Genomic DNA, 19118 nt, shown 5'->3' on the forward strand with positions numbered 1-19118 from the left:
CGTTCACCTACTTGTCTGTATTGTCGTGCCACGTGATGTTAACTTTAATCCCACCCATTGAAGAATGATCATAAGATAGTCCAGATCCTTCACCGTACAGAAAAGATAAACGCTGATGGACATTCCATGTACCACATCCCATATTCTCATCCAGCGGTTTAAGAAGATTATCTCTCAGATGATCAAGTTGTTTCTCAGACATGCCAAGCCCGCTGTCCTCCACGATAATTGTGTACACATCATCCTCGCAGTCCGCATAGATTTTAATCTCACCATCTACCGATTTGGGCTCCAGACCATGAATAATAGCGTTCTCAATAATAGGCTGGAGGGTTAGTCTGGGAACTGTTTTATCTAAAATATCATGGGGCACGTCGATTGTAAAATGCATTCGTTCCAGACGAAGTGACTGGATTTCCAAATAATTTTTGACCATTGTCAGCTCTTCACGAAGCGTGGCTTGATCCTTTTCGGACCTGGTTATGTATCGGTAATACTCCCCCAGATTCAGTGCCATGGCTACCACGGCCTTTTCATTTTTCATTCGGGCCATGTTCTTGATATAGAACAGACAGTTATATAGAAAATGCGGATTAATCTGCGATTGCAACTGTTTGAGCGTGGCTTCCCGACTTCTTAATTTCTCCTCATATACATTCTCGATTAATTCTTGAATTCGTTGAGCCATGATGTTGAAACGTGCAAATAACAGGCTGAACTCATTGCGTGCAGAATGATGAAGCCGAACGGAAAAGTCCCCGGTGGACAAGCGATTTGTCCCCTTAACCAACTGTAAAAGTGGAAGCTGCACACTTCGGTAGAGTGTATATAATACAACAACACTCATCACGATCAGAACGGCAATTGAAGCGTAAAAGAGATTCCGGCTGCTCGTAATCGGTTTCAAAATTTGCTGCATAGGCACATAGTCAACATAATACCAGCCGAGGCTCTTGGATTGAATATAAGAGACGTAATATTCCGTTTTGTTCAACGTTGTACTGAATCCACCGCTGGCCTGCAGTTTTGCTTCTTTCAGGGAAGGCAGGATTGCGTTCAAGGTTTCCTTTCCAGAACTATTGCTAATTAATCCATAATCGGGATGGAACATGAACGGGTCACCTTTATTATTTAACTTGTTTTGATTAAGAAGTGCAGTTAAGTGATGAACTGGAAAACTGATTTTGGTAATCAATCTGGCTTTGCCAGGTCTCGCCATCGCTGTCGTTGGATCGGTGGTGTACCAGATAAACTGATTGTCGGCATAGGTCCAGGATTGCGAGAGAGGCTCCTTAAATTCATCATCCCTGTACGGAATGTAAGCATAATAATCCGTTGATATCACTTTTTGCATCCTTGGGAAGTATAGTGTGATGGTCGAATGCCATTTGCTTGCTGCGTTGTACAGATTCATTTTCTCCAGAATGGCGCTTCCAACTTTCACACGTTCATAGGGAATGTCCTTGTAGTCGGGACGTTGATATTCCTGAATACTCGAATCTTGCCCAATAGACATCCCATACAATGACAGTTGGTAAATATTGGATTCTACTGAATCAGCAAATGTTGAGAGATGATTCATCGTATTGTTTTGAATCTCGTGTTCGATAACACGCACGCTTTCCCGGTTCGAGTATGTATAGAGAAACAGCACCAGAATAAGCAGCATCACAAACAACAGTGTAATTTTGGTAAAGACATTCAAGCGTGTGAACAAAGTCCAACCTCCTTAATCTTATTAAAATATTGATATCGTTGTTGCAATATTAGGATATAGATCACAAATTTCCATTGCTATAATTTTAATATACAAGTTCACGATGACTTGTAAAATACAAAATTTAGAACATGGGGGATGCAGGAGTGAAGGAACATACGTTAGAAACGCCGCATAAACGGCGCTCCACCAGGGTTAAACAGCGCTGGAATATGCAACGGAACTGGACCTTGCATATGATGCTCATTCCAGCTGTATTGCTGGCACTGGTGTTTCAGTACATACCGATGGGCGGCATTGTAATTGCTTTTCAGGATTTCAAACCATACTTGGGATTTTCTGAATCCAAATGGGTGGGTTGGGACAATTTCCGATATTTATTCTTATATCCGGACGTAGGTCAGGTGATCTGGAATACGCTGGTCATTGCATTTTTCAAAATCATCGCAGGACTATTCGCTCCATTCCTGTTTGCCATTTTGCTCAATGAAGTACGCTTGACGGCATTCAAGAGAGTAAGTCAAACGCTTGTGTATCTACCGCATTTCCTATCATGGGTTATTCTCGGTGGTATTCTGCTCGATATCCTGTCTCCTCAGGGCGGCATGGTCAACCAGCTTGTCGTAGCCTTTGGAGGAGAACCGATCTTCTTCCTGGGAGACGGTACATGGTTCCGGATAACGCTGATCCTCAGTGATGTGTGGAAAGAATTTGGTTTTGGTACGATCGTATTTCTGGCTTCTCTCTCAGGAATTAATCCTGCGCTCTACGAGGCTGCCGAGGTGGATGGGGCCAACCGATTTAAACAGACGCTGCACATTACGATTCCGGCATTAATGCCGATTACAATCGTACTGATGACACTCTCTATCGGCAATATCCTGAACGCCGGTTTTGATCAGGTGTTCAACTTGTACAATCCGCTTGTGTATGACAAAGGCGACATCATTGACACCTTTGTATATCGACTCGGGATTCTGAACGGGAAGATGAGTTTTGCCACAGCAGTAGGGTTGTTCAAATCTGTGGTTGCTACCATTTTGATTGTTATATCTTACAGAATGGCTTACAAACTAGCTAATTATCGAGTTTTCTAGAGAGGAGAAAAGGGCTTGTATTATAAAACAAAAGGATACCGCATATTCAGCATCGCTAACTATACTTTTCTTGGGATATTATCGATACTCTGCATTTTACCAATTATTCATATATTGGCTGTTTCATTCAGCAGTATGGCGCCAGCATCATCAAACCTGGTTACCTTCTGGCCCATCGGGTTCACAACGGACGCATATGTGAAAACATTCGGGAATTCAAACTTCATCAACTCCTTGATCGTATCACTTAAACGGACTGTAATTGCGACGATCATTGGTATGGTCATCATGCTCTTAACCGCATTTCCGTTGTCGAAGGAAGATATCAGTTTTAAAGGTCGCTCCTTATATACGTGGTTTTTCGTATTTACCATTTTGTTCAGCGGAGGTTTGATTCCAAGTTACATTCTGATCCAGAAGCTTGGCTTGATGAATACAATCTGGGCGCTTATTCTGCCTGGCGCACTGTCCGTGTGGAACGTTATTCTCATGATGAACTTCTTCCGCGGTCTGCCCAAAGAACTTGAGGAAGCAGCTTATTTGGATGGAGCAGGTCATATCAAAACGTTGATTCTGGTCTACGTACCGCTTTCACTTCCAGCTATCGCAACCTTGTCCTTATTTACGATGGTATATCAGTGGAACTCCTGGTTCGACGGCATGATCTATATGTCTGATATTAAAAATTATCCACTTGCTTCTCTATTACAGACCATTATTGTTCAGCAAGATCTCAGTAAAATCAACGTCGATCCTTCCATGTTGGAGAATATCTCGCAGCGAACCGTACGCGCAGCACAGATCTTTATCGGCGCGCTTCCGATCCTGATGGTATACCCGTTTTTACAACGTTTCTTCGTTAAGGGGATCGTTATTGGAGCAGTTAAGGAATAGGCTATGCAAATGCAAGGATAACTGAGCTGAGGGAGGAAGAAGGATGAGAAAAGGACTGGCATGTATGGTGGCATGGAGTTTAATGGCTTCTCTCGTTTATCCAGCAACTGCTGGAGCAGAAAGTGTACAGGGTCAAGCGGAGGTGGGAAATGTGCAGGCGAAAAGCCTGCACTTCTCTGTTCCCTATACAGACCTGACGGGGCATTGGTCACAATCTGCAGTTACACGTTTGCAAGACTTGAATTTATTGAAAGGTTATACGGACGGTACGTTCAAGCCCAGTCAGGTCATTAGCCGAGCTGAATTCGTCATGATTCTGGATCGGGCCTTTGGTTTCACCGGTAATGCGGCGACTGGTTCATATGCGGATATGACTTCAGACGATTGGTACTATGACGTGATGGTACGAGCGAATGGTTCTGGCATCATCGAAGGGACAGACCGTGAACATCTGTCACCACAACAACCGATTACACGCCAAGATGCAGCGGTTATGGTAGATCGAGCTTTTCAACTTTCAGCCGCTGCAAATGAAGATAGTGAACAATTGAAATTTCAGGATGCAGATGATATTTCTAGTTATGCAAAGAAAGCGCTTACCTTTCTGGTGAACGAAAATATTCTTAAAGGTTTCCAAGGCAAATTAAATCCCAAAGCCCCGATTACACGAGCGGAGACGGCAGAGTTACTGTCAGCGATGATTACAGATGTAAAAAGCACTCCTGGAACATATGAGTCCCGGGTAGATGGCAACTTGATTATTAAATCAACGGATATCACGTTAAAAAATATGGTTGTTAATGGAAATCTGCTGCTGGCAGAAGGCATTGGCGAGGGATCTGTTGTTCTTCAGGGCGTAACTGTCACAGGAAGTGTCATCATTAAAGGTGGAGGCAGTCATTCCATCAACATTAACAACTCCAAGCTGAAGCGAGTAGTCGTTGACAAACGTGGGGAACCCGTCAGAATCTCCATTACGGAAGAAAGTAACATTCAGGAGATGCATGTAAAGCAGAAATCCATTCTGGAGATCTCTTCAAACAGCCTGATTGATTCCATGAATATTCATGCAGAAGCGAGTCAGACTCGAATGGATACCAAAGGTACGATCCAAAAATTGAGTGTAGATGCCGATGATGTTGTGATCAACGGAGAGAAAGTAAAACAAGGATTGCGCACATCCATGGTGGGTGAAGCCCAACCACCTGCTTCATCGCAGCCTGGTGGTTCAACAAATGTGACAAGTACACCCACACCATCTTCTCCAGACGGGCAATCACCGTCTACACCATCAACACCAAGCAATCCTGCGGGCGAAAAACCGGTTCCAGCAACAACGATTCCGCATGATCAATGGGAGCTGGTCTGGAATGATGAGTTTAACGGGCCTTCGATTGATGCTTCCAAATGGACCGTGCAGGATACAGGACTCGTTTATAACAATGAAATGCAATATTATAGCCCCGATAACACTCGCATTACAAAAGATCAGAATCGAAGCGTGTTGCAGATTGAAGCAAAAAAGGGTCCGAAAAACGGTAAAGATTACAGCTCTGGCAAACTGATCTCCATGGGAAAAGGCGACTGGACCTACGGTAAAGTAGTTGTACGTGCGAAGCTTCCTATTGAAAAAGGCATGTGGCCTGCCATATGGATGATGCCAACAGATGAAGCACATTATGGTGGATGGCCTGCCTCTGGAGAAATCGATATTATGGAGCTAATTGGTGGCAAAGAGAGTAATAACAAGGTATATAGCACATTGCATTATGACAGTGTGAAGCCTGACGGCTCCCATGGACATGATCAGGGAAGTCTTACTCTTCCGAAGGGAGAAACTTTCGCTGACGATTATCACGATTTCCAGGTGGAATGGTTGCCGGGTATGATTCGTTTCTATGTGGATGGAAAGCTGCATCATGAAGTGACCAACTGGCAAACGAAGGCCGCCGGCCAACCCGAGTATTATACGTTCCCTGCACCATTTGATCGTCCATTCTATCTGATTCTGAATCTGGCAGTTGGAGGAGACTGGCCGGGGGCACCTGAAAGCAACTTCACTTCCGAAAAGATGAATGTTGATTTTGTGCGAGTATATTCTTACAAAAATCTAGACACATGGCCTGATGTAACAACAAATCCCATCGAGCCTGTGCAACAGCGTGACCCACAAGCCGATGGCAATCAAATATACAATGAACGTTTTGCGGAAGGGTCTGAAGACAATGGAGTGCCTCTTCAGTGGAAATTCATCACAAATGCTGATGGAGCTGGCAGTGTCAAAGTTGTAACGGATGAGCAGAAAGGGAAAGCAGCAGAAGTTACCATTGATGCATCGGGTACTGAAAACTACTCGGTTCAACTCACTCAGATGCCGATGTACATCAAGAAAAACAAAAAGTACAAGATACAATTTGATGCGAAAGCATCTGCTAACCGTACGATCATGTCCAAACTGAACCAATTCGAAAAAAGTTGGACCAATTATTCGGGTGATAACACCTTTGCACTCACGACAGATTGGCAATCCTATGACTATACCTTCAATATGCGGGATGGCACGGATAACAATGCCAGATTCGAATTTAATCTGGGGTTGGATGATACAACCGTTTGGTTTGCCAATGTCAGGCTGATCGAGGTGGGTGAAGCTGATCCGTTAACTGTCGAACGAAACGCGCTACCTGATGGCAACTTTATTTACAATGGCACATTCGATCAAGGCAAGGAGCGTCTGGGATTCTGGTCAAGCAGCATTCAGGACAGTGCGGCAGCCAATATAAGTGTAAATAACTTTTCGAAATTCCCAATTATGGAGCGTCAGCTGGTTGTTGATGTTACTCAAACGAATAATGACCCACAACAAGTTTCGGTGAACCAACCGGATTTGAAACTGGAAGCGAATACAACGTATGGTTTCTCCTTAGATGCCAAGGCAGACACACCGCGAAGTATCGACATTGATGTTGTCAGCAGTAATGGGCATACGGTACAGGTTCATCAAGGACAAAACCTCTCCTTGAACCAAGAAATGAAAACATACACCGGAGAAATCATCATTGGAGATGGAGCATCAATCGCACAATCCGAGCTAAAACTGTTATTCGGCAGTTCTAAAGGTAAGGTATATGTGGACAATGTTCGTCTGACGAAACGCGGCAAACCTCTGTCAGTGAATGGCTACGCACATGTTCCTGCAACCGAAGCCTGGATGATGCAGGGCTTACAACTGGAGGACTCCGTAGAAGGAGGAAAACATGTCAGTTACATGGATCAGGGAGATCTGCTGCAATATAAAATCGATGTAGCTCACGACGGAGTATATGTTCTGTCTGCCCGAATGGCCAGTGGAAAAAGTGATTCCAAGGTTCAGTTCAGCATTCAGGATGAACAAGGTACAACCGTTGCACAATCAGACCTGAGTCTCGGAGACACGGGTGGATGGCAAGCATATAAAACGGTGTATTTTCCAGGGGTCAACTTGACAGCAGGCAAACCCTATTATGTGAATTTTGAAGGAGCAGATTATAATACACGTTGGGTGGATATTTCACAAAACAAAATTCAGAACAGTGAGCTAACAGCTGATCTGAATCATTGGGAGCTAACTCCTAATGATCTGACAGCCTCACATGACGAGGGTGAAGGATTAATGGTTAAATTGCCTGGTACAAGTGAACATTGGTGGGATGCTTTGTTGCAACAAGGTCAGATCAAACTGGATGCAAACAAAACGTACCGACTTACCTTCGAGGGATCTGCTTCCAGTCCTAAATCCATGCAAGCGGTTCTTTCTCAGAATGCAGGGGATTTTGTGAAGTATTTTGAAGAAGAAGTGGAATTAACCGCAGATCAAAAGTCGTATAGTTATACCTTCACCATGGGAGATACCTCAGATTCGGCAGCTATGCTTGCATTTGGATTAGGATATCCGCTTTCTACAGGTGAACACTCGATTCACATCAATAACGTCCAATTATATGAAGTTAATCCGAATGCAGATCAAGGAGGGCAGCCTGCTCATGTTAATCTTATTCCTAATGGAGACTTCTCCAAAGGTAAGGAAGGTTGGTTTACCCATGCGGACGGTAATGCAGCGGACCTTGAGATGCAAGTTAGCAATCAACAGCTTCAAGCCAAGATTGGTCATGCAGGACAGCATCCATGGGATCGTCAAGTCATCAATGAAGGATTCGGCATACAGCAAGGTTTTAAATATAAATTAACGTTTAAAGCCAAAGCGGAGAAGTCCAGGAAATTGGGTTTGGGGATTGGATGGGTCGATGCAGCTGCCAACTATGAATGGCATGGGTTCTTTGGGGCACGAGTTGATTTGACCCCAGAAGAACAGGAGTTCACGTTTACATTTGATGCAACAGAAGACAGCTATGCGAATACTCGAATTTCATTTGATCTGGGTAACATTGATGGTGAGCAAGATGGCAACACAACCGTCTCATTATCCGAGGTCAGCTTGATTAATCTGGGTCCTGCCAATTAGCTTTTGAATTCTCTATAATTTGTCTTATATGCTTGCCTAATTCTCTTATTACCTATACAAGCAGAATAAAGTTGTTCAGGAATGACATCATAAAGAAGTAGTATACATCTCAGTTTCCAGAGGAGGATATCTTGTATGGCTGACCAGAAGAAAAGAAAAGAAGCTGCCTGGAAGTCACGAAAGCAAGAACAGCATCCCCATGGCAAAATCAAATCGCTAAAAAAATTATCCAGCGAATATGAAGAGAAACCTACTACGAATTAAGCAAGAGACTGTCAGTGAACATTGCTGGCAGTCTTTTCTTCATATATCGCAGACATTGAGCGATACGTACTTACTCTATCCTAAAAACGAATGAACAAAAGAGATAATGTCTGTATAGTTCGTAAATAACTGTGAACAAATCGTTAATTCATTGACATTGCATGTAATTTTAATTAGAATACGAAATGGACTTCAGGTTGAAAACAGATATGAGTATCTTTATGTTTAGTTTAGAGCTTAGCTGTTGAATCTTTAAATCCTAACAACGAATATAGGAGCGCGAATATTACAATCCTATATGAAGATTAGGATTTTTTGTTTTTAGCTTTGGAGTATAATTTGAAAGTTGGAGGCTGGCTTTACCATGGACAAATGGTTCAAACTTAAAGAACGAGGCACGACTATCCCCACAGAAATTATTGCAGGGGTTACAACATTTTTCACAATGGTATACATAGTTATCGTAAACCCAGGAATACTCAGCAGCACAGGCATGGACTTTAACGGAGTATTCATAGCAACGGTACTTGCAAGTATTGTGGGAACTCTGATTATGGGAATATGGTCCAATTATCCAATCGTCATTGCGCCGGGTATGGGCCTGAATGCATTCTTTGCCTATAGCGTAGTTGCCGGGTATGGCGTATCTTGGCAGGTTGCATTGGGAGCCGTATTTATAGCAGGGATTTTGTTTATTATTTTATCACTGACTTCATTCCGTTACATGTTGCTAGATGCAATTCCTGCTAGCTTAAAACATGCCATAACCGCAGGGATCGGATTGTTTATTACAACGGTAGGTTTGCAAAATGCCGGGATTATTGCCGATTCAGAATCGAATTTGATTACGATCGGAAACTTGGCTGAGCCAATGGCTTATCTGACCATTATCGGATTGATTATTACCGTTGTGCTGATGGCTTATAATGTGAAAGGTTACCTGTTCATCGGAATGGTGGTAACAGCGATACTTGCCTGGATCATGGGACTATTCCAAATGCCGGAATCGATTGTATCCATGCCGCAAGGCCTCGCGTCAACGGCTTTGCAACTGGATCTGGCAGGTGTATTCTCGAATGGTTTATATACAATCATATTTACCTTCTTGTTGATCACGCTGTTTGATACGACAGGCACGATGCTCGGCGTTGCTGAACAAGCAGGATTGCTTAAGGATGGTAAATTCCCACGCTCGCGTGGCGCATTATTGGCAGATGCCGTAGGAACAACCTCAGGTGCTTTGCTCGGAACAAGTCCAACATCGGCTTACATCGAATCCAGCACAGGGGTAGCTGCAGGAGGAAGAACGGGACTGACAGCGGTAACGGTAAGTGTGCTGCTTGCGCTGACCTTGTTCTTCACACCAATCGTAAGTGTAATATCAAGCATTCCGGCGATTACTTCTCCGGCACTGATTATTGTTGGATACTTTATGATTAACGTTATCAGCAAAATCAAATGGGATGATCTCGAAGAAGCATTTCCTGCCTTCCTGATTATCATTCTTACTCCATTGACGCATAGTATTGCAACAGGCATCGGCGTAGGTTTCATCTTTTATCCGGTACTCAAGCTGCTTCGTGGAAAAGGTAAAGATGTTCATCCAATCTTCTACATTTTTGCGGTATTGTTCTTCATTCAGCTTGTGTTCCTGGACCACTAAAACTGTCTTATCCTATGGAGAACTGCTCTCAACAAGCAGCTCTCTTTTTTTATGTAGTTCATACTCCGTTCATATTCCCGTCACGAAGGGGACATCTTCCATGGTTACACTATACCTATGTCGCAAGAGCGGCTCTACAGATATAAACGACAGGAGAAGATGGAAATGGCAGAAGCAGTGGATGTAACAACAACGGGGACTAAGGGCCGTAAAAAACGGTACTTATGGTTGAAAATAATAGGTGGTATTGTCGGCGCGCTGGTGCTGTTCATGGGCATCACGTTTGTCGTTCATACGATAAGTAATGGGGCCGAGAAAAAGAAAATCGAATCGTACGGCCAACATGTCAATGTTGATGGGAAGAATATGAATGTATCCATTCAAGGTAGCGGCGAACAAACCATCGTGTTACTTCCCGGACAAGGAACACCGTCACCAGTACTTGATTTCAAATTGTTAATCGATGAATTAACTTCCGATTACAAAGTTGTGGCGATTGAGCCTTTCGGTTATGGGTTAAGTGACCAAACCGAAACGGAGAGAACCACCGAGAATATTGTTAGTGAAATTCATGAAGCTGTACAGCAGCTCGGTATAGATCGTTATATTCTGATGGGGCATTCCATCACGGGACTGTACGCGGCGACTTATGTGAACACGTATCCGGATGAAGTCTCTGCTTTTGTCGGGATCGATAGCAGTGTTCCGAATCAACCTGGCATGGATGTTAAATTACCTTTGAACTTAATGAAATTCTTTCAAAAATCAGGCTTAATGAGAGTACTCAATAAAGTGAGTGGTGATTCATATGCATCACTTGACTATGATGAACATACCAAAGAACAGATGAAGTTGATTTCGAATCAAGTCTCAACAAATCCGACATTAGTAAATGAGCTTAAACATCTGGGTTCCAATTTCAAAAATGGAGAAAAACTCACGTATCCTAGTGATCTGCCAGTGCTTCTCTTTGTTCAATCCAATAACGAGAAAAACCCGCAGTGGATTCCGTTACATGAAGCACAAGCCAAACAATCCGCGCAGGGCAAAATGATCCCAATGGAAGGTTCACATTACCTGCATCATACGAAATACAAAGAAATTGCCGAGGAATTCAAATCTTACATGAAACAAATCCAATAGCATGATTGATTAATAAACTGCGGTACCGAATCTGGTGCCGTGGTTTTTTTGTTATCAGGAGAGGCTAAAATAAAAACTTGACCTTAGGTCAGACCTAAGGTTTATGCTTGTAATATGAAAAACAGCAAAGGTGGTGAATTGGTTGAGTGATGAAATTACGATTAGTGAGCTGGCAAAGCTGATGAAAGTCTCTGTACATCAAATTCGATACTTCGAAGAAAAAGGGGTGTTGGCCCCTGCTTATATTGCAGAAAACCAATACAGGATGTATGGGGTAGATGAAATTTACCGTCTATCTCATATTTTGTTGCTTCGCAAAATGGGACTGTCTGTTCAAATGATCAAGGAATGTTTGAGTAATCTGACAACCGTTCAAATCACATCATTATTTCGCCAAGCGTTGGCAGACACGGAAGCAGCCATCACTCAGCTTCAGCAAACAAAGCACCTTATCAGCAAGTTGTTGCATGAGCAAGAGCATATTCCGCTTGAGGATCAAGTGACTTATTATATTGATACTCGTGAGGAGATTCACTTATCCCTGTGGTTCCATATGGAAGCGCAAGAGTACTTGCAAGCAAGGCAACTGATCCAACTTAAAGAAAACATTCCCAATTTATTTGAAGCCGACATCCATTATGCGTACGATGAGACGGACACCGTAGGAATTTATACACAAAAGGAGGGAGCAAACGATTTAGTTTTGCCTAGAGGAAAATACCTTTCTCGTCATGTATATGTACAAATTGAAGCTGAACTCAAAGAACATATCAACGAATTCTATGCTTATGCAGAACACCAGGGCTATCCCTATCACGGTCCACTTATTATGGTAGAAAAATCTTATTTATCTTTATTTACACCAGAAAAGCTTCATTATGAGCTGTTGTTACAAATGATCGATTAGGGGAGGCACACAGTGACAACTTCCATTCAGATAGAACCCGTTTGTCCCCAGTTTCATCAAGCTGTTGCTGAACTCATGGCTTATGGTTTTGGACACAAATTTCAAAAGATCACTTCATTGTCCATAACTGATCTGGCTTACGTATTTGAACAGTTGCTCAATCATCCGCCCATGGAACAAAGTACTCTTCGTATCATTGCTCGTGAAAATGAGGAGATTGTTGGCACCATGTGCTTGAAATGGAAGGAAGCAGATAACAGAGCAGCAATAACAAGCGTTCGTGCCAATCCTCATTGGTGGAGCCAGTGCAATAGAGTTGGCATGTGGAAACTGCTTCAGTTAATAACTGGTTTACATCTGCTGAAGCATACTCCTACATTAGGCGAATGTTATGTGGAAGATCTGGTTGTACATCCACAGCACCAAGGCAAGGGAATTGGTACGCAGTTGCTTCAATGGGCACAGAAATATATGTTGCAATCCAAATCAATGTCATCTCTTAGCTTGCATGTGGCAAGTCAGAATCATCAAGCGATACAGTTATATGAACGCTATCAATTTCGCAAGCAGTATAGCACAAACAGCTTTCTGACCGGCCTGCTCTTAGGCGAAAACCAATGGCATTACATGATTTACAAAGGAGATAGTTATGTTTAATTGGAAAAAACGATACATCTCAGTTATTGTGGCAATCTTACTGATGGTTGGTGCAGGACTGTACATAGTCGATCAAAGTGATTTTGACATGGAGGAACAAACCATTGAAATTCAATCTCCACAGGGTAAGTTAACAGGTACGCTCACGTTACCCAGAAACCATTCAGGCAAGCTAGGTCTAGTACTGTTTATTCACGGTGACGGTCCGATAGACTCTACTCATGGTGAGGGATACAAACCGTTGTGGGAGCGACTGGCATCGATCGGGTATGCATCCTTGTCGCTAGATAAACGGGGAATCGGGGGTTCAGAGGGAAACTGGCTAGATCAAAGCATGGATGATCGTGTTGTGGAGGCACAACACGCAATTGCATGGGCGAAAGAACAATCCATCATTGATGATTCCAAAATAGGCGTATGGGGTGCCAGCCAAGCAGGCTGGGTGATTCCTAAGCTTGCTGGGCAAGAACATCTCGCCTTCAGTATCTTGGTATCACCAGCGATAAACTGGTTGGAACAGGGAGAATACAACACACGTAGCCAAATGGCGAAAGACGGTCATTCCACGGAGGAGATTCAAAATCAGGTCGATTATGAAAACCAGATTAAAGAGATTTTAAAGAAACATGGCACATATGAAGAGTACACCAAGATTGCTCGAGAGCATGATCTGATTTCCAAAGAACGCTGGAACTTCATAAAGAAAAATTTTGCTTCAGATGCCACGGCGGATTTGCATCATTTCAAAACCCCGGTGCTACTTCTGCTTGGAGAAGATGATGTGAATGTGGACATTGTTGATACAGAGCAAGCATACCGTAAAGGAATTCAGCCATCTTCCTTGCTTCATGTGAAAATCTTCTCTAATACAGAACATTCGATGTTACCAACCTCTATTGCAGGCTCGGAATGGAAACAATCACTACGATTTCTGCTTGCTCCGAGAAGCATTACAGTGGATGGGTATATGGATGAAATAGAACATATGCTGACCGCTTTTTCCTTATAACAGAGGGTTTACGATCTCTTCGTATCACCAGATAGATAATTTTCATTTCGAAATGAAAGAGCAGGGTCAGGGAGCGCCCTTATCCTGCCTTTTTGCGTGTTATATGTTAACTACTGTGCCAAATGTTCCAGATCCGGCTGCAATTTGGTCCGCAAAACATATAACATAATGGCCCCAACTAGGAAAGCCACGGCATCCGCAATAACGAGCGACCAGATCACTCCATGAAAGCCATTCATTTGATTAGCGATATACAATATAGGAATTAGTGTAATCCCTTGAATTATGGACATAACAAACGCGGCGGTTCCTTGGGCTGTTGCTTGGAAGATCCCCATAAACAAAGAAGTCATTCCTGTAATAAACAAGGATAAGAAGGTTACATGCAGAATGTAGCTACCCATTTCAATTAATTGCGGGTCAGTCGTAAATAAACCAATCAAGTGGTCAGAGATCAGATAAACGATAACACCGAACATGACGGCTAAGCCCAAAATAGCTTTGATCGTGAATCCAATCGTTTGTTTCATACGTAATTTGTTCGCTGTGAATGAGAAGGCAATCAACGGCACAACTCCCTCGCACAAGCCCATCAGAATAAATTCAGGAAATTGCAGTAAACGTGATGATATTCCATACCCCGCAACGGCCTGATCCCCATATTCGACAAGAAAAAGGTTAAGAATAAGCGACATTGCACCCAAGAAGACACTCATAACAAAGACGGGAACACCGATTTTGAACACATTGCTCAGGATGTCCTTGGTCACCTTGAACCATTTCAGGGAGACGGTTAAGAATTGGCTCTTATAACTCATATGGTAAGCGTAAAATGCACTCGCAACCAAGTTGGAGATGACGGTAGCAGATGCAACGCCAATCACACCCCAATGGAAGACAAAAATGAATAATGCATCAAGGATAATATTTATAACAACACTGAGAATCATACCGGTCATAGAAGTCATTGCTGAACCTTCTGAGCGCACGATATTCTCCAGGGTGAAGAATAAGATGACGAAGGGTGAACCCATAAGCATAATCGTGACATACTCTTTCGTAAATCCGAAGGACTCTGGCGTTGCCCCCAGCCCATGAACGATTGGTTCAATCAGCGGGAGCCCAACGGCCATCACAATAATTCCGAGAACTAAACTGCTGTAAAAGGCAAATGAAGATACATGCTTCAGATCATCTACTTTTTTCTCTCCCAGCAAACGGGAGATGAATGTGCCGCTGCCTATACCAATTAAATTACCAAGGGCCATGATAACCGCGAATAAAGGTAAAGTTAATGCGAGTGCGGTTAACATTGCCGTATTACCCAGTGTGCCAAGGAAATAGGCATTCAAGATGGAGTAGATAACACTCATTGACGTGCCTAGCATCATTGGGACAGCAAAGTGAGCTACGGCTTTGGCGATTGGTGCTTTTTCAAAGTAATGGAGGTTTTCTGCATCCATGTGGGTCACTACTTTCTTCGTTAATATTGATCTAATCTAACACCGTTAGATTGAACCTTACAGTGTTAGATGTTATCATGAACTTATGAACCTGTAAAGCATAAACTTACACTGTTAGATAAAAGGGCGGATATCGATGAAAAAACAACAGCCTCAGATTTCAGAAGATAAGATTTTGGAAATTTCGTGGGAGCTTCTCGGGGAAGAGGGCATCGAGAAGTTCAGCATGAGACGCTTGGCAGACAAGCTGGGGATTCAGGCTCCATCTCTATACTGGTACTTCAAGAGCAAGCAGACGCTCTACCAGCGTCTGGCCAACCAGATATCGAAAATTATTCTTGACGAGTTTCATACTGAAGGGGACTGGAAGGAGCAGATGGAGGGGCTTGCGGTGACGGTACGGAGTGTGCTCAGCAGATACCCGTGCTCCACACAGCTCATGATGATGACGTTGCCCCATGAACCGGACATGATCCGCTTCACTAACCGCATGTTGCTCTGCATGGAATCTACACCACTAGAGCAAGAGCAGAAATTACAGGCCGTTCTCACGCTTGTGAACTATGTATTCTACTTCGTTCTGGACGATTATCAGCATCAGCGCAATATCTCTGCTGTTATTAAGGACCAGGAAGCACTTCAGGGTGAAGAGATGATCAGCCTTCTGGACTCTATGAGTGAGAAGGAAGCTGGACTATTCAGCAGGATGTATAAGAACGGTCTGTTTGAGGTGATGGGAACCGACGGAGCTTTCGAGTTCGGCTTGAAGCTTATTTTGCTCGGGATTGAACAAGTCATAAAGAAACCCACCGAGAATTAAACTCCGGTGGGTTTCTTCTTATGCTAACGTTAATCCCTTTATCAGTCTAAAATTTAGCCTGAATTTCTTTTAAAAACAAATCCGCAGCAGTCGAAAAGACCTGATGTTTTTTCCAAACGATATTTAACCCAGATTCAAGTCTTGGCTCTAGAGGTCTGAAACAAAGATCGCTTTCACTGGACGTATTCACTATTTTATCAAGTGTTAATGCATAACCAATGCCTTCTTCAACCATAATGGCAGCATTATATGCAAGATTGTATGTAGTTACGACGTTTAATTTGTCAAAATCTTCACCAAACCAATCCGCAAACTCATTTTTTGAAAATGTCTGCTTCATCGACTGTCGTGAACAGATCAGTGGAACATGTAATAAGTCTGTAGATCGAATCGTATCTTTGGAGGCGAGTGGACTTTCTTTTCTCATCACCACTCCCCAAACATCTTTGTCCGAGAAATTGATATAGTTATATTTGGAGACATCCGCTGGCTGGATCAGAATACCGAAGTCAAGGAGTCCCTTGTCAAGCCGCTCAGTTACATCATCTTCGTTACCGCTGTATAGGTGATAGCGTATATTGGGATATTTATTCTGAACTTCTTTTGCCACTCTTGCAATCTGTTTCATGGCTTCCGTTTCTCCACCGCCAATATAAATATCTCCACTTATGGTTTCTTCCATGGATTCAAATTCTGCCTCTAATTTATCAACCATACCTACAATTTCTTCAGCTCTATTTCTTAAAAGCATACCTTCATCTGTGAGAATAATACTGTAACTACTGCGAATAAATAATTTCTTTCCCAACTCTTGTTCAAGGTCTTTCAATTGTCTGGACAAGGTGGGCTGCGTAACATGCAAGAAATCAGCAGCGCGTGTAATGCTTCCTTCTCTGGCGACCGTAAGAAAATAACGCAATACTCTAATCTCCATCGTAACTCCTCCTTTATCCCTTATATTCTACAATAAACCTTACAGAAATGCCTTTCAAGCATAACTTGTTATAAGATATGAGTATTTGCTATGTGATGTATAAACGCTAAACTAAAAAGCAAGGCAACTGGAGAAGAAAATGAAAGGAATGAATGATATGGATAAGACAAAAGTATGGTTTATCAATGGCGCTGGTCGAGGTATGGGCACAACTATTGCTAAGGCTGCTTTAACTGCTGATGCAGAGCAGAAAATTGCCAACCTTCAGACAGAGATCAATGCTTACCGGGATCTCTCTAAATCCATGGCATATGACAACTAAACGAAATCAACTGCTTGTCTTCATTCTGACCTTTGGTGTATTCAGTATTTTAAATACGGAGATGGGCGTAATCGGAATCTTGCCTTTGATTGCAGAACATTACGAGGTCAGTATCTCAACCGCTGGTTTGATCGTGAGTCTTTTTGCGCTTGCGGTTGCTATATCTGGCCCCATTTTGCCCTTATTATTTTCGGGCATGAACCGCAAGCATGTCATGTTGTTTGTACTTGGCATTTTTATTGTGGGCAGCCTGGTCTCCGCCATCACATCAAACTTTACGGTATTGGTCATTGCACGTGTCGTTCCGGCTTTTTTCCATCCGGTCTATTGCTCATTGGCATTTACGGTCGCAGCGGCGTCAGTCCCCAAGGAAGAAGCGCCGAAGGCAGTGGCTAAAGTATTTGTAGGCGTGTCGGCAGGCATGGTACTTGGAGTACCCCTTTCGAGCTTGATTGCCACCAGCACATCGTTGTTCTATGCGATGTTGTTCTTTGCCGCCGTAACGATCGTTTCATTTGTAGCAACACTTCTTTTTGTGCCCTCAATGCCAGTTACGAAAAGAATCTCTATGGGTACTCATCTGTATGTATTGAGAAGATCCGTGATGTGGCTATCCATTGCTGGCGTGATTTTCATGAACGGAGCTGTATTTGGGGTCTATAGTTACCTTGCCGAGTTTCTGAAAACCGTGACAAGATATGACTGGAACACCGTCAGTGTGTTGTTATTTCTATATGGCTTGGCCAATATGGTTGGGAACATGATAGCAGGGAAACTGCTCGCTAATTTCCCTTTGAGAACGATCAAGATGTATCCCATTGCATTAATAACGGTATACATCTTGTTGTTCACCTTCGGACAATTCAGTGTGCCAACAGCCTTCCTTATTTTCATTTGGGGGATCATAGGAGGCATAGGGGGCAATATCACTCAATATTGGGTGGTATCGGCAGCACCAGAGGCACCCGAACTGTCGAATGGGATCTTTCTAACCTCTTCCAACCTGGGAACAACACTTGGTGCTAGTGTATGTGGACTAATCGTAACTGGAATAAGTACACAATATATTGTAGTTGGAGGAATCGTGTTCCTTATCTTTAGTATCGTAACGAATTACTTCAGAATCTCCATGTCTGGCCGATTCGAGGGTTCCAAAATTGGAGGATAAGAGGCGGATGTAGTGTTAGCCGTTATACATTACCGTTTCGGCATTTTACTCTCATCCATATACAACAGGTTCCAGCGGTGACCGTCCAGGTCGGCAAATCCCGCGCCGTACATCCAACCGTCTATTTCACCAGGCTTGCCAAAGATGGTTCCTCCAGCTAACTCGACTTTTTTAATAAAAGCATCAACTTCTTCTCTGCTGTCAGCACCAATGGAAAATATCACTTCTGCGCTATGGGAAGTATCTGCGGTTTTGGCACCTGTAAATTTCTCGAAGGTTGCATCCGGAAACAGGAGAATCGTTGTTGAGCCTATGACAAGCTGGGCTCTCTCATTGCCAACATTCTCCCCATGGAATCCAATCTCATTGAAAAAGGTAGTGGATTTCACAACATCTTTCACCGGCAGGTTCATCCAGATTTTTTGTGACATGGCAGTAGCCTCCTAGAGTATATTTTCGACACTCTTACTATACTCTACCTCAATTCAAAATTACATAATCGGGTACATACGATTATGAAGGAGTTAGAAATAACTAATATAATGAAGGATAATTTAGA

At 43.0% G+C, this 19118-nt stretch carries 16 protein-coding genes; 12 read left to right on the forward strand and 4 right to left on the reverse strand.

Annotated features, from left to right (window positions below; genetic code table 11):
• Nucleotides 1–7: 7 nt before the first annotated feature.
• Entirely contained in the window at nucleotides 8–1717 is a 1710-nt protein-coding gene (locus MHI48_RS15635; RefSeq protein ID WP_083669649.1) for a sensor histidine kinase, read from the reverse strand.
• Nucleotides 1718–1863: 146 nt separating this feature from the next.
• Here MHI48_RS15635 and MHI48_RS15640 point away from each other — a divergent pair, with 146 nt between their 5' ends.
• The 9 genes from MHI48_RS15640 to MHI48_RS15680 all read left to right on the forward strand — a co-directional run bounded on the left by MHI48_RS15640 (nucleotide 1864) and on the right by MHI48_RS15680 (nucleotide 13852).
• Nucleotides 1864–2814, forward strand: coding sequence for a sugar ABC transporter permease (locus tag MHI48_RS15640; RefSeq protein ID WP_017688355.1), 951 nt, complete (start codon nucleotides 1864–1866; stop codon nucleotides 2812–2814).
• Between the two features lie 15 nt (nucleotides 2815–2829).
• Nucleotides 2830–3708 carry a carbohydrate ABC transporter permease gene (locus tag MHI48_RS15645; protein WP_017688354.1) on the forward strand — a complete coding sequence of 293 codons (879 nt, stop codon included), beginning with the start codon at nucleotides 2830–2832 and terminating at the stop codon, nucleotides 3706–3708.
• Nucleotides 3709–3751: 43 nt separating this feature from the next.
• A complete protein-coding gene (locus MHI48_RS15650) occupies nucleotides 3752–8209 on the forward strand; it encodes a carbohydrate binding domain-containing protein (RefSeq protein ID WP_076327552.1) in 4458 nt (1485 codons plus the stop codon).
• 135 nt (nucleotides 8210–8344) lie between these two features.
• The gene (locus tag MHI48_RS15655; RefSeq protein WP_235193827.1) at nucleotides 8345–8473 is read left to right on the forward strand and encodes a DUF6254 family protein; all 129 of its coding nucleotides are present in this window, start codon (nucleotides 8345–8347) and stop codon (nucleotides 8471–8473) included.
• 364 nt (nucleotides 8474–8837) lie between these two features.
• Nucleotides 8838–10136 carry an NCS2 family permease gene (locus MHI48_RS15660; protein WP_017688352.1) on the forward strand — a complete coding sequence of 433 codons (1299 nt, stop codon included), beginning with the start codon at nucleotides 8838–8840 and terminating at the stop codon, nucleotides 10134–10136.
• 165 nt (nucleotides 10137–10301) lie between these two features.
• The gene (locus tag MHI48_RS15665) at nucleotides 10302–11279 is read left to right on the forward strand and encodes an alpha/beta hydrolase (RefSeq protein WP_036671311.1); all 978 of its coding nucleotides are present in this window, start codon (nucleotides 10302–10304) and stop codon (nucleotides 11277–11279) included.
• Between the two features lie 142 nt (nucleotides 11280–11421).
• Complete coding sequence (locus tag MHI48_RS15670; protein ID WP_036671313.1) at nucleotides 11422–12186, forward strand: MerR family transcriptional regulator; 765 nt, start codon at nucleotides 11422–11424, stop codon at nucleotides 12184–12186.
• 12 nt (nucleotides 12187–12198) lie between these two features.
• A complete protein-coding gene (locus MHI48_RS15675) occupies nucleotides 12199–12843 on the forward strand; it encodes a GNAT family N-acetyltransferase (protein WP_036671314.1) in 645 nt (214 codons plus the stop codon).
• Nucleotides 12836–13852 (forward strand): S9 family peptidase, encoded by a 1017-nt coding sequence (locus MHI48_RS15680; protein ID WP_036671316.1) that lies wholly within the window; start codon nucleotides 12836–12838, stop codon nucleotides 13850–13852. The genes MHI48_RS15675 and MHI48_RS15680 overlap by 8 nt, the downstream gene beginning before the upstream one ends.
• 110 nt (nucleotides 13853–13962) lie before the next feature.
• Here MHI48_RS15680 and MHI48_RS15685 read toward each other — a convergent pair whose 3' ends face one another.
• Nucleotides 13963–15315, reverse strand: a complete 1353-nt coding sequence (locus MHI48_RS15685; protein ID WP_036671318.1) for an MATE family efflux transporter — start codon at nucleotides 15313–15315, stop codon at nucleotides 13963–13965.
• Nucleotides 15316–15451: 136 nt separating this feature from the next.
• Between MHI48_RS15685 and MHI48_RS15690 the strand changes: the two genes are divergently transcribed.
• Nucleotides 15452–16135: a TetR/AcrR family transcriptional regulator C-terminal domain-containing protein gene (locus tag MHI48_RS15690; RefSeq protein ID WP_076327551.1), complete on the forward strand. Its 684-nt coding sequence runs from the start codon at nucleotides 15452–15454 to the stop codon at nucleotides 16133–16135.
• A gap of 46 nt (nucleotides 16136–16181) precedes the next feature.
• Here MHI48_RS15690 and MHI48_RS15695 read toward each other — a convergent pair whose 3' ends face one another.
• A complete protein-coding gene (locus MHI48_RS15695; protein ID WP_036615607.1) occupies nucleotides 16182–17069 on the reverse strand; it encodes a LysR family transcriptional regulator in 888 nt (295 codons plus the stop codon).
• 139 nt (nucleotides 17070–17208) lie between these two features.
• Between MHI48_RS15695 and MHI48_RS15700 the strand changes: the two genes are divergently transcribed.
• Together MHI48_RS15700 and MHI48_RS15705 are read left to right on the forward strand one after the other, a co-directional pair.
• The gene (locus MHI48_RS15700; protein ID WP_036671325.1) at nucleotides 17209–17391 is read left to right on the forward strand and encodes a hypothetical protein; all 183 of its coding nucleotides are present in this window, start codon (nucleotides 17209–17211) and stop codon (nucleotides 17389–17391) included.
• Nucleotides 17381–18559 (forward strand): MFS transporter, encoded by a 1179-nt coding sequence (locus MHI48_RS15705; protein WP_076327550.1) that lies wholly within the window; start codon nucleotides 17381–17383, stop codon nucleotides 18557–18559. Before MHI48_RS15700 ends, MHI48_RS15705 begins: the two co-directional genes overlap by 11 nt.
• Before the next feature lie 29 nt (nucleotides 18560–18588).
• On the opposite strand, the gene MHI48_RS15710 is transcribed toward MHI48_RS15705, so the two are convergent.
• A complete protein-coding gene (locus MHI48_RS15710) occupies nucleotides 18589–18990 on the reverse strand; it encodes a VOC family protein (RefSeq protein ID WP_076327549.1) in 402 nt (133 codons plus the stop codon).
• Nucleotides 18991–19118: the final 128 nt, after the last annotated feature.

The sequence above is a fragment of the Paenibacillus sp. FSL H7-0942 genome, assembly GCF_045040715.1.
Taxonomy (GTDB): domain Bacteria; phylum Bacillota; class Bacilli; order Paenibacillales; family Paenibacillaceae; genus Paenibacillus; species Paenibacillus amylolyticus.

Coding starts and splice junctions, on each gene's coding strand:
- MHI48_RS15650 (WP_076327552.1), top strand. CDS start 3,752: ATGAGAAAAGGACTGGCATGTATGGTGGCATGGAGTTTAATGGCTTCT.
- MHI48_RS15655 (WP_235193827.1), top strand. CDS start 8,345: ATGGCTGACCAGAAGAAAAGAAAAGAAGCTGCCTGGAAGTCACGAAAG.
- MHI48_RS15660 (WP_017688352.1), top strand. CDS start 8,838: ATGGACAAATGGTTCAAACTTAAAGAACGAGGCACGACTATCCCCACA.
- MHI48_RS15665 (WP_036671311.1), top strand. CDS start 10,302: ATGGCAGAAGCAGTGGATGTAACAACAACGGGGACTAAGGGCCGTAAA.
- MHI48_RS15680 (WP_036671316.1), top strand. CDS start 12,836: ATGTTTAATTGGAAAAAACGATACATCTCAGTTATTGTGGCAATCTTA.
- MHI48_RS15685 (WP_036671318.1), bottom strand. CDS start 15,315: ATGGATGCAGAAAACCTCCATTACTTTGAAAAAGCACCAATCGCCAAA.
- MHI48_RS15690 (WP_076327551.1), top strand. CDS start 15,452: ATGAAAAAACAACAGCCTCAGATTTCAGAAGATAAGATTTTGGAAATT.
- MHI48_RS15695 (WP_036615607.1), bottom strand. CDS start 17,069: ATGGAGATTAGAGTATTGCGTTATTTTCTTACGGTCGCCAGAGAAGGA.
- MHI48_RS15700 (WP_036671325.1), top strand. CDS start 17,209: ATGAAAGGAATGAATGATATGGATAAGACAAAAGTATGGTTTATCAAT.
- MHI48_RS15705 (WP_076327550.1), top strand. CDS start 17,381: ATGACAACTAAACGAAATCAACTGCTTGTCTTCATTCTGACCTTTGGT.
- MHI48_RS15710 (WP_076327549.1), bottom strand. CDS start 18,990: ATGTCACAAAAAATCTGGATGAACCTGCCGGTGAAAGATGTTGTGAAA.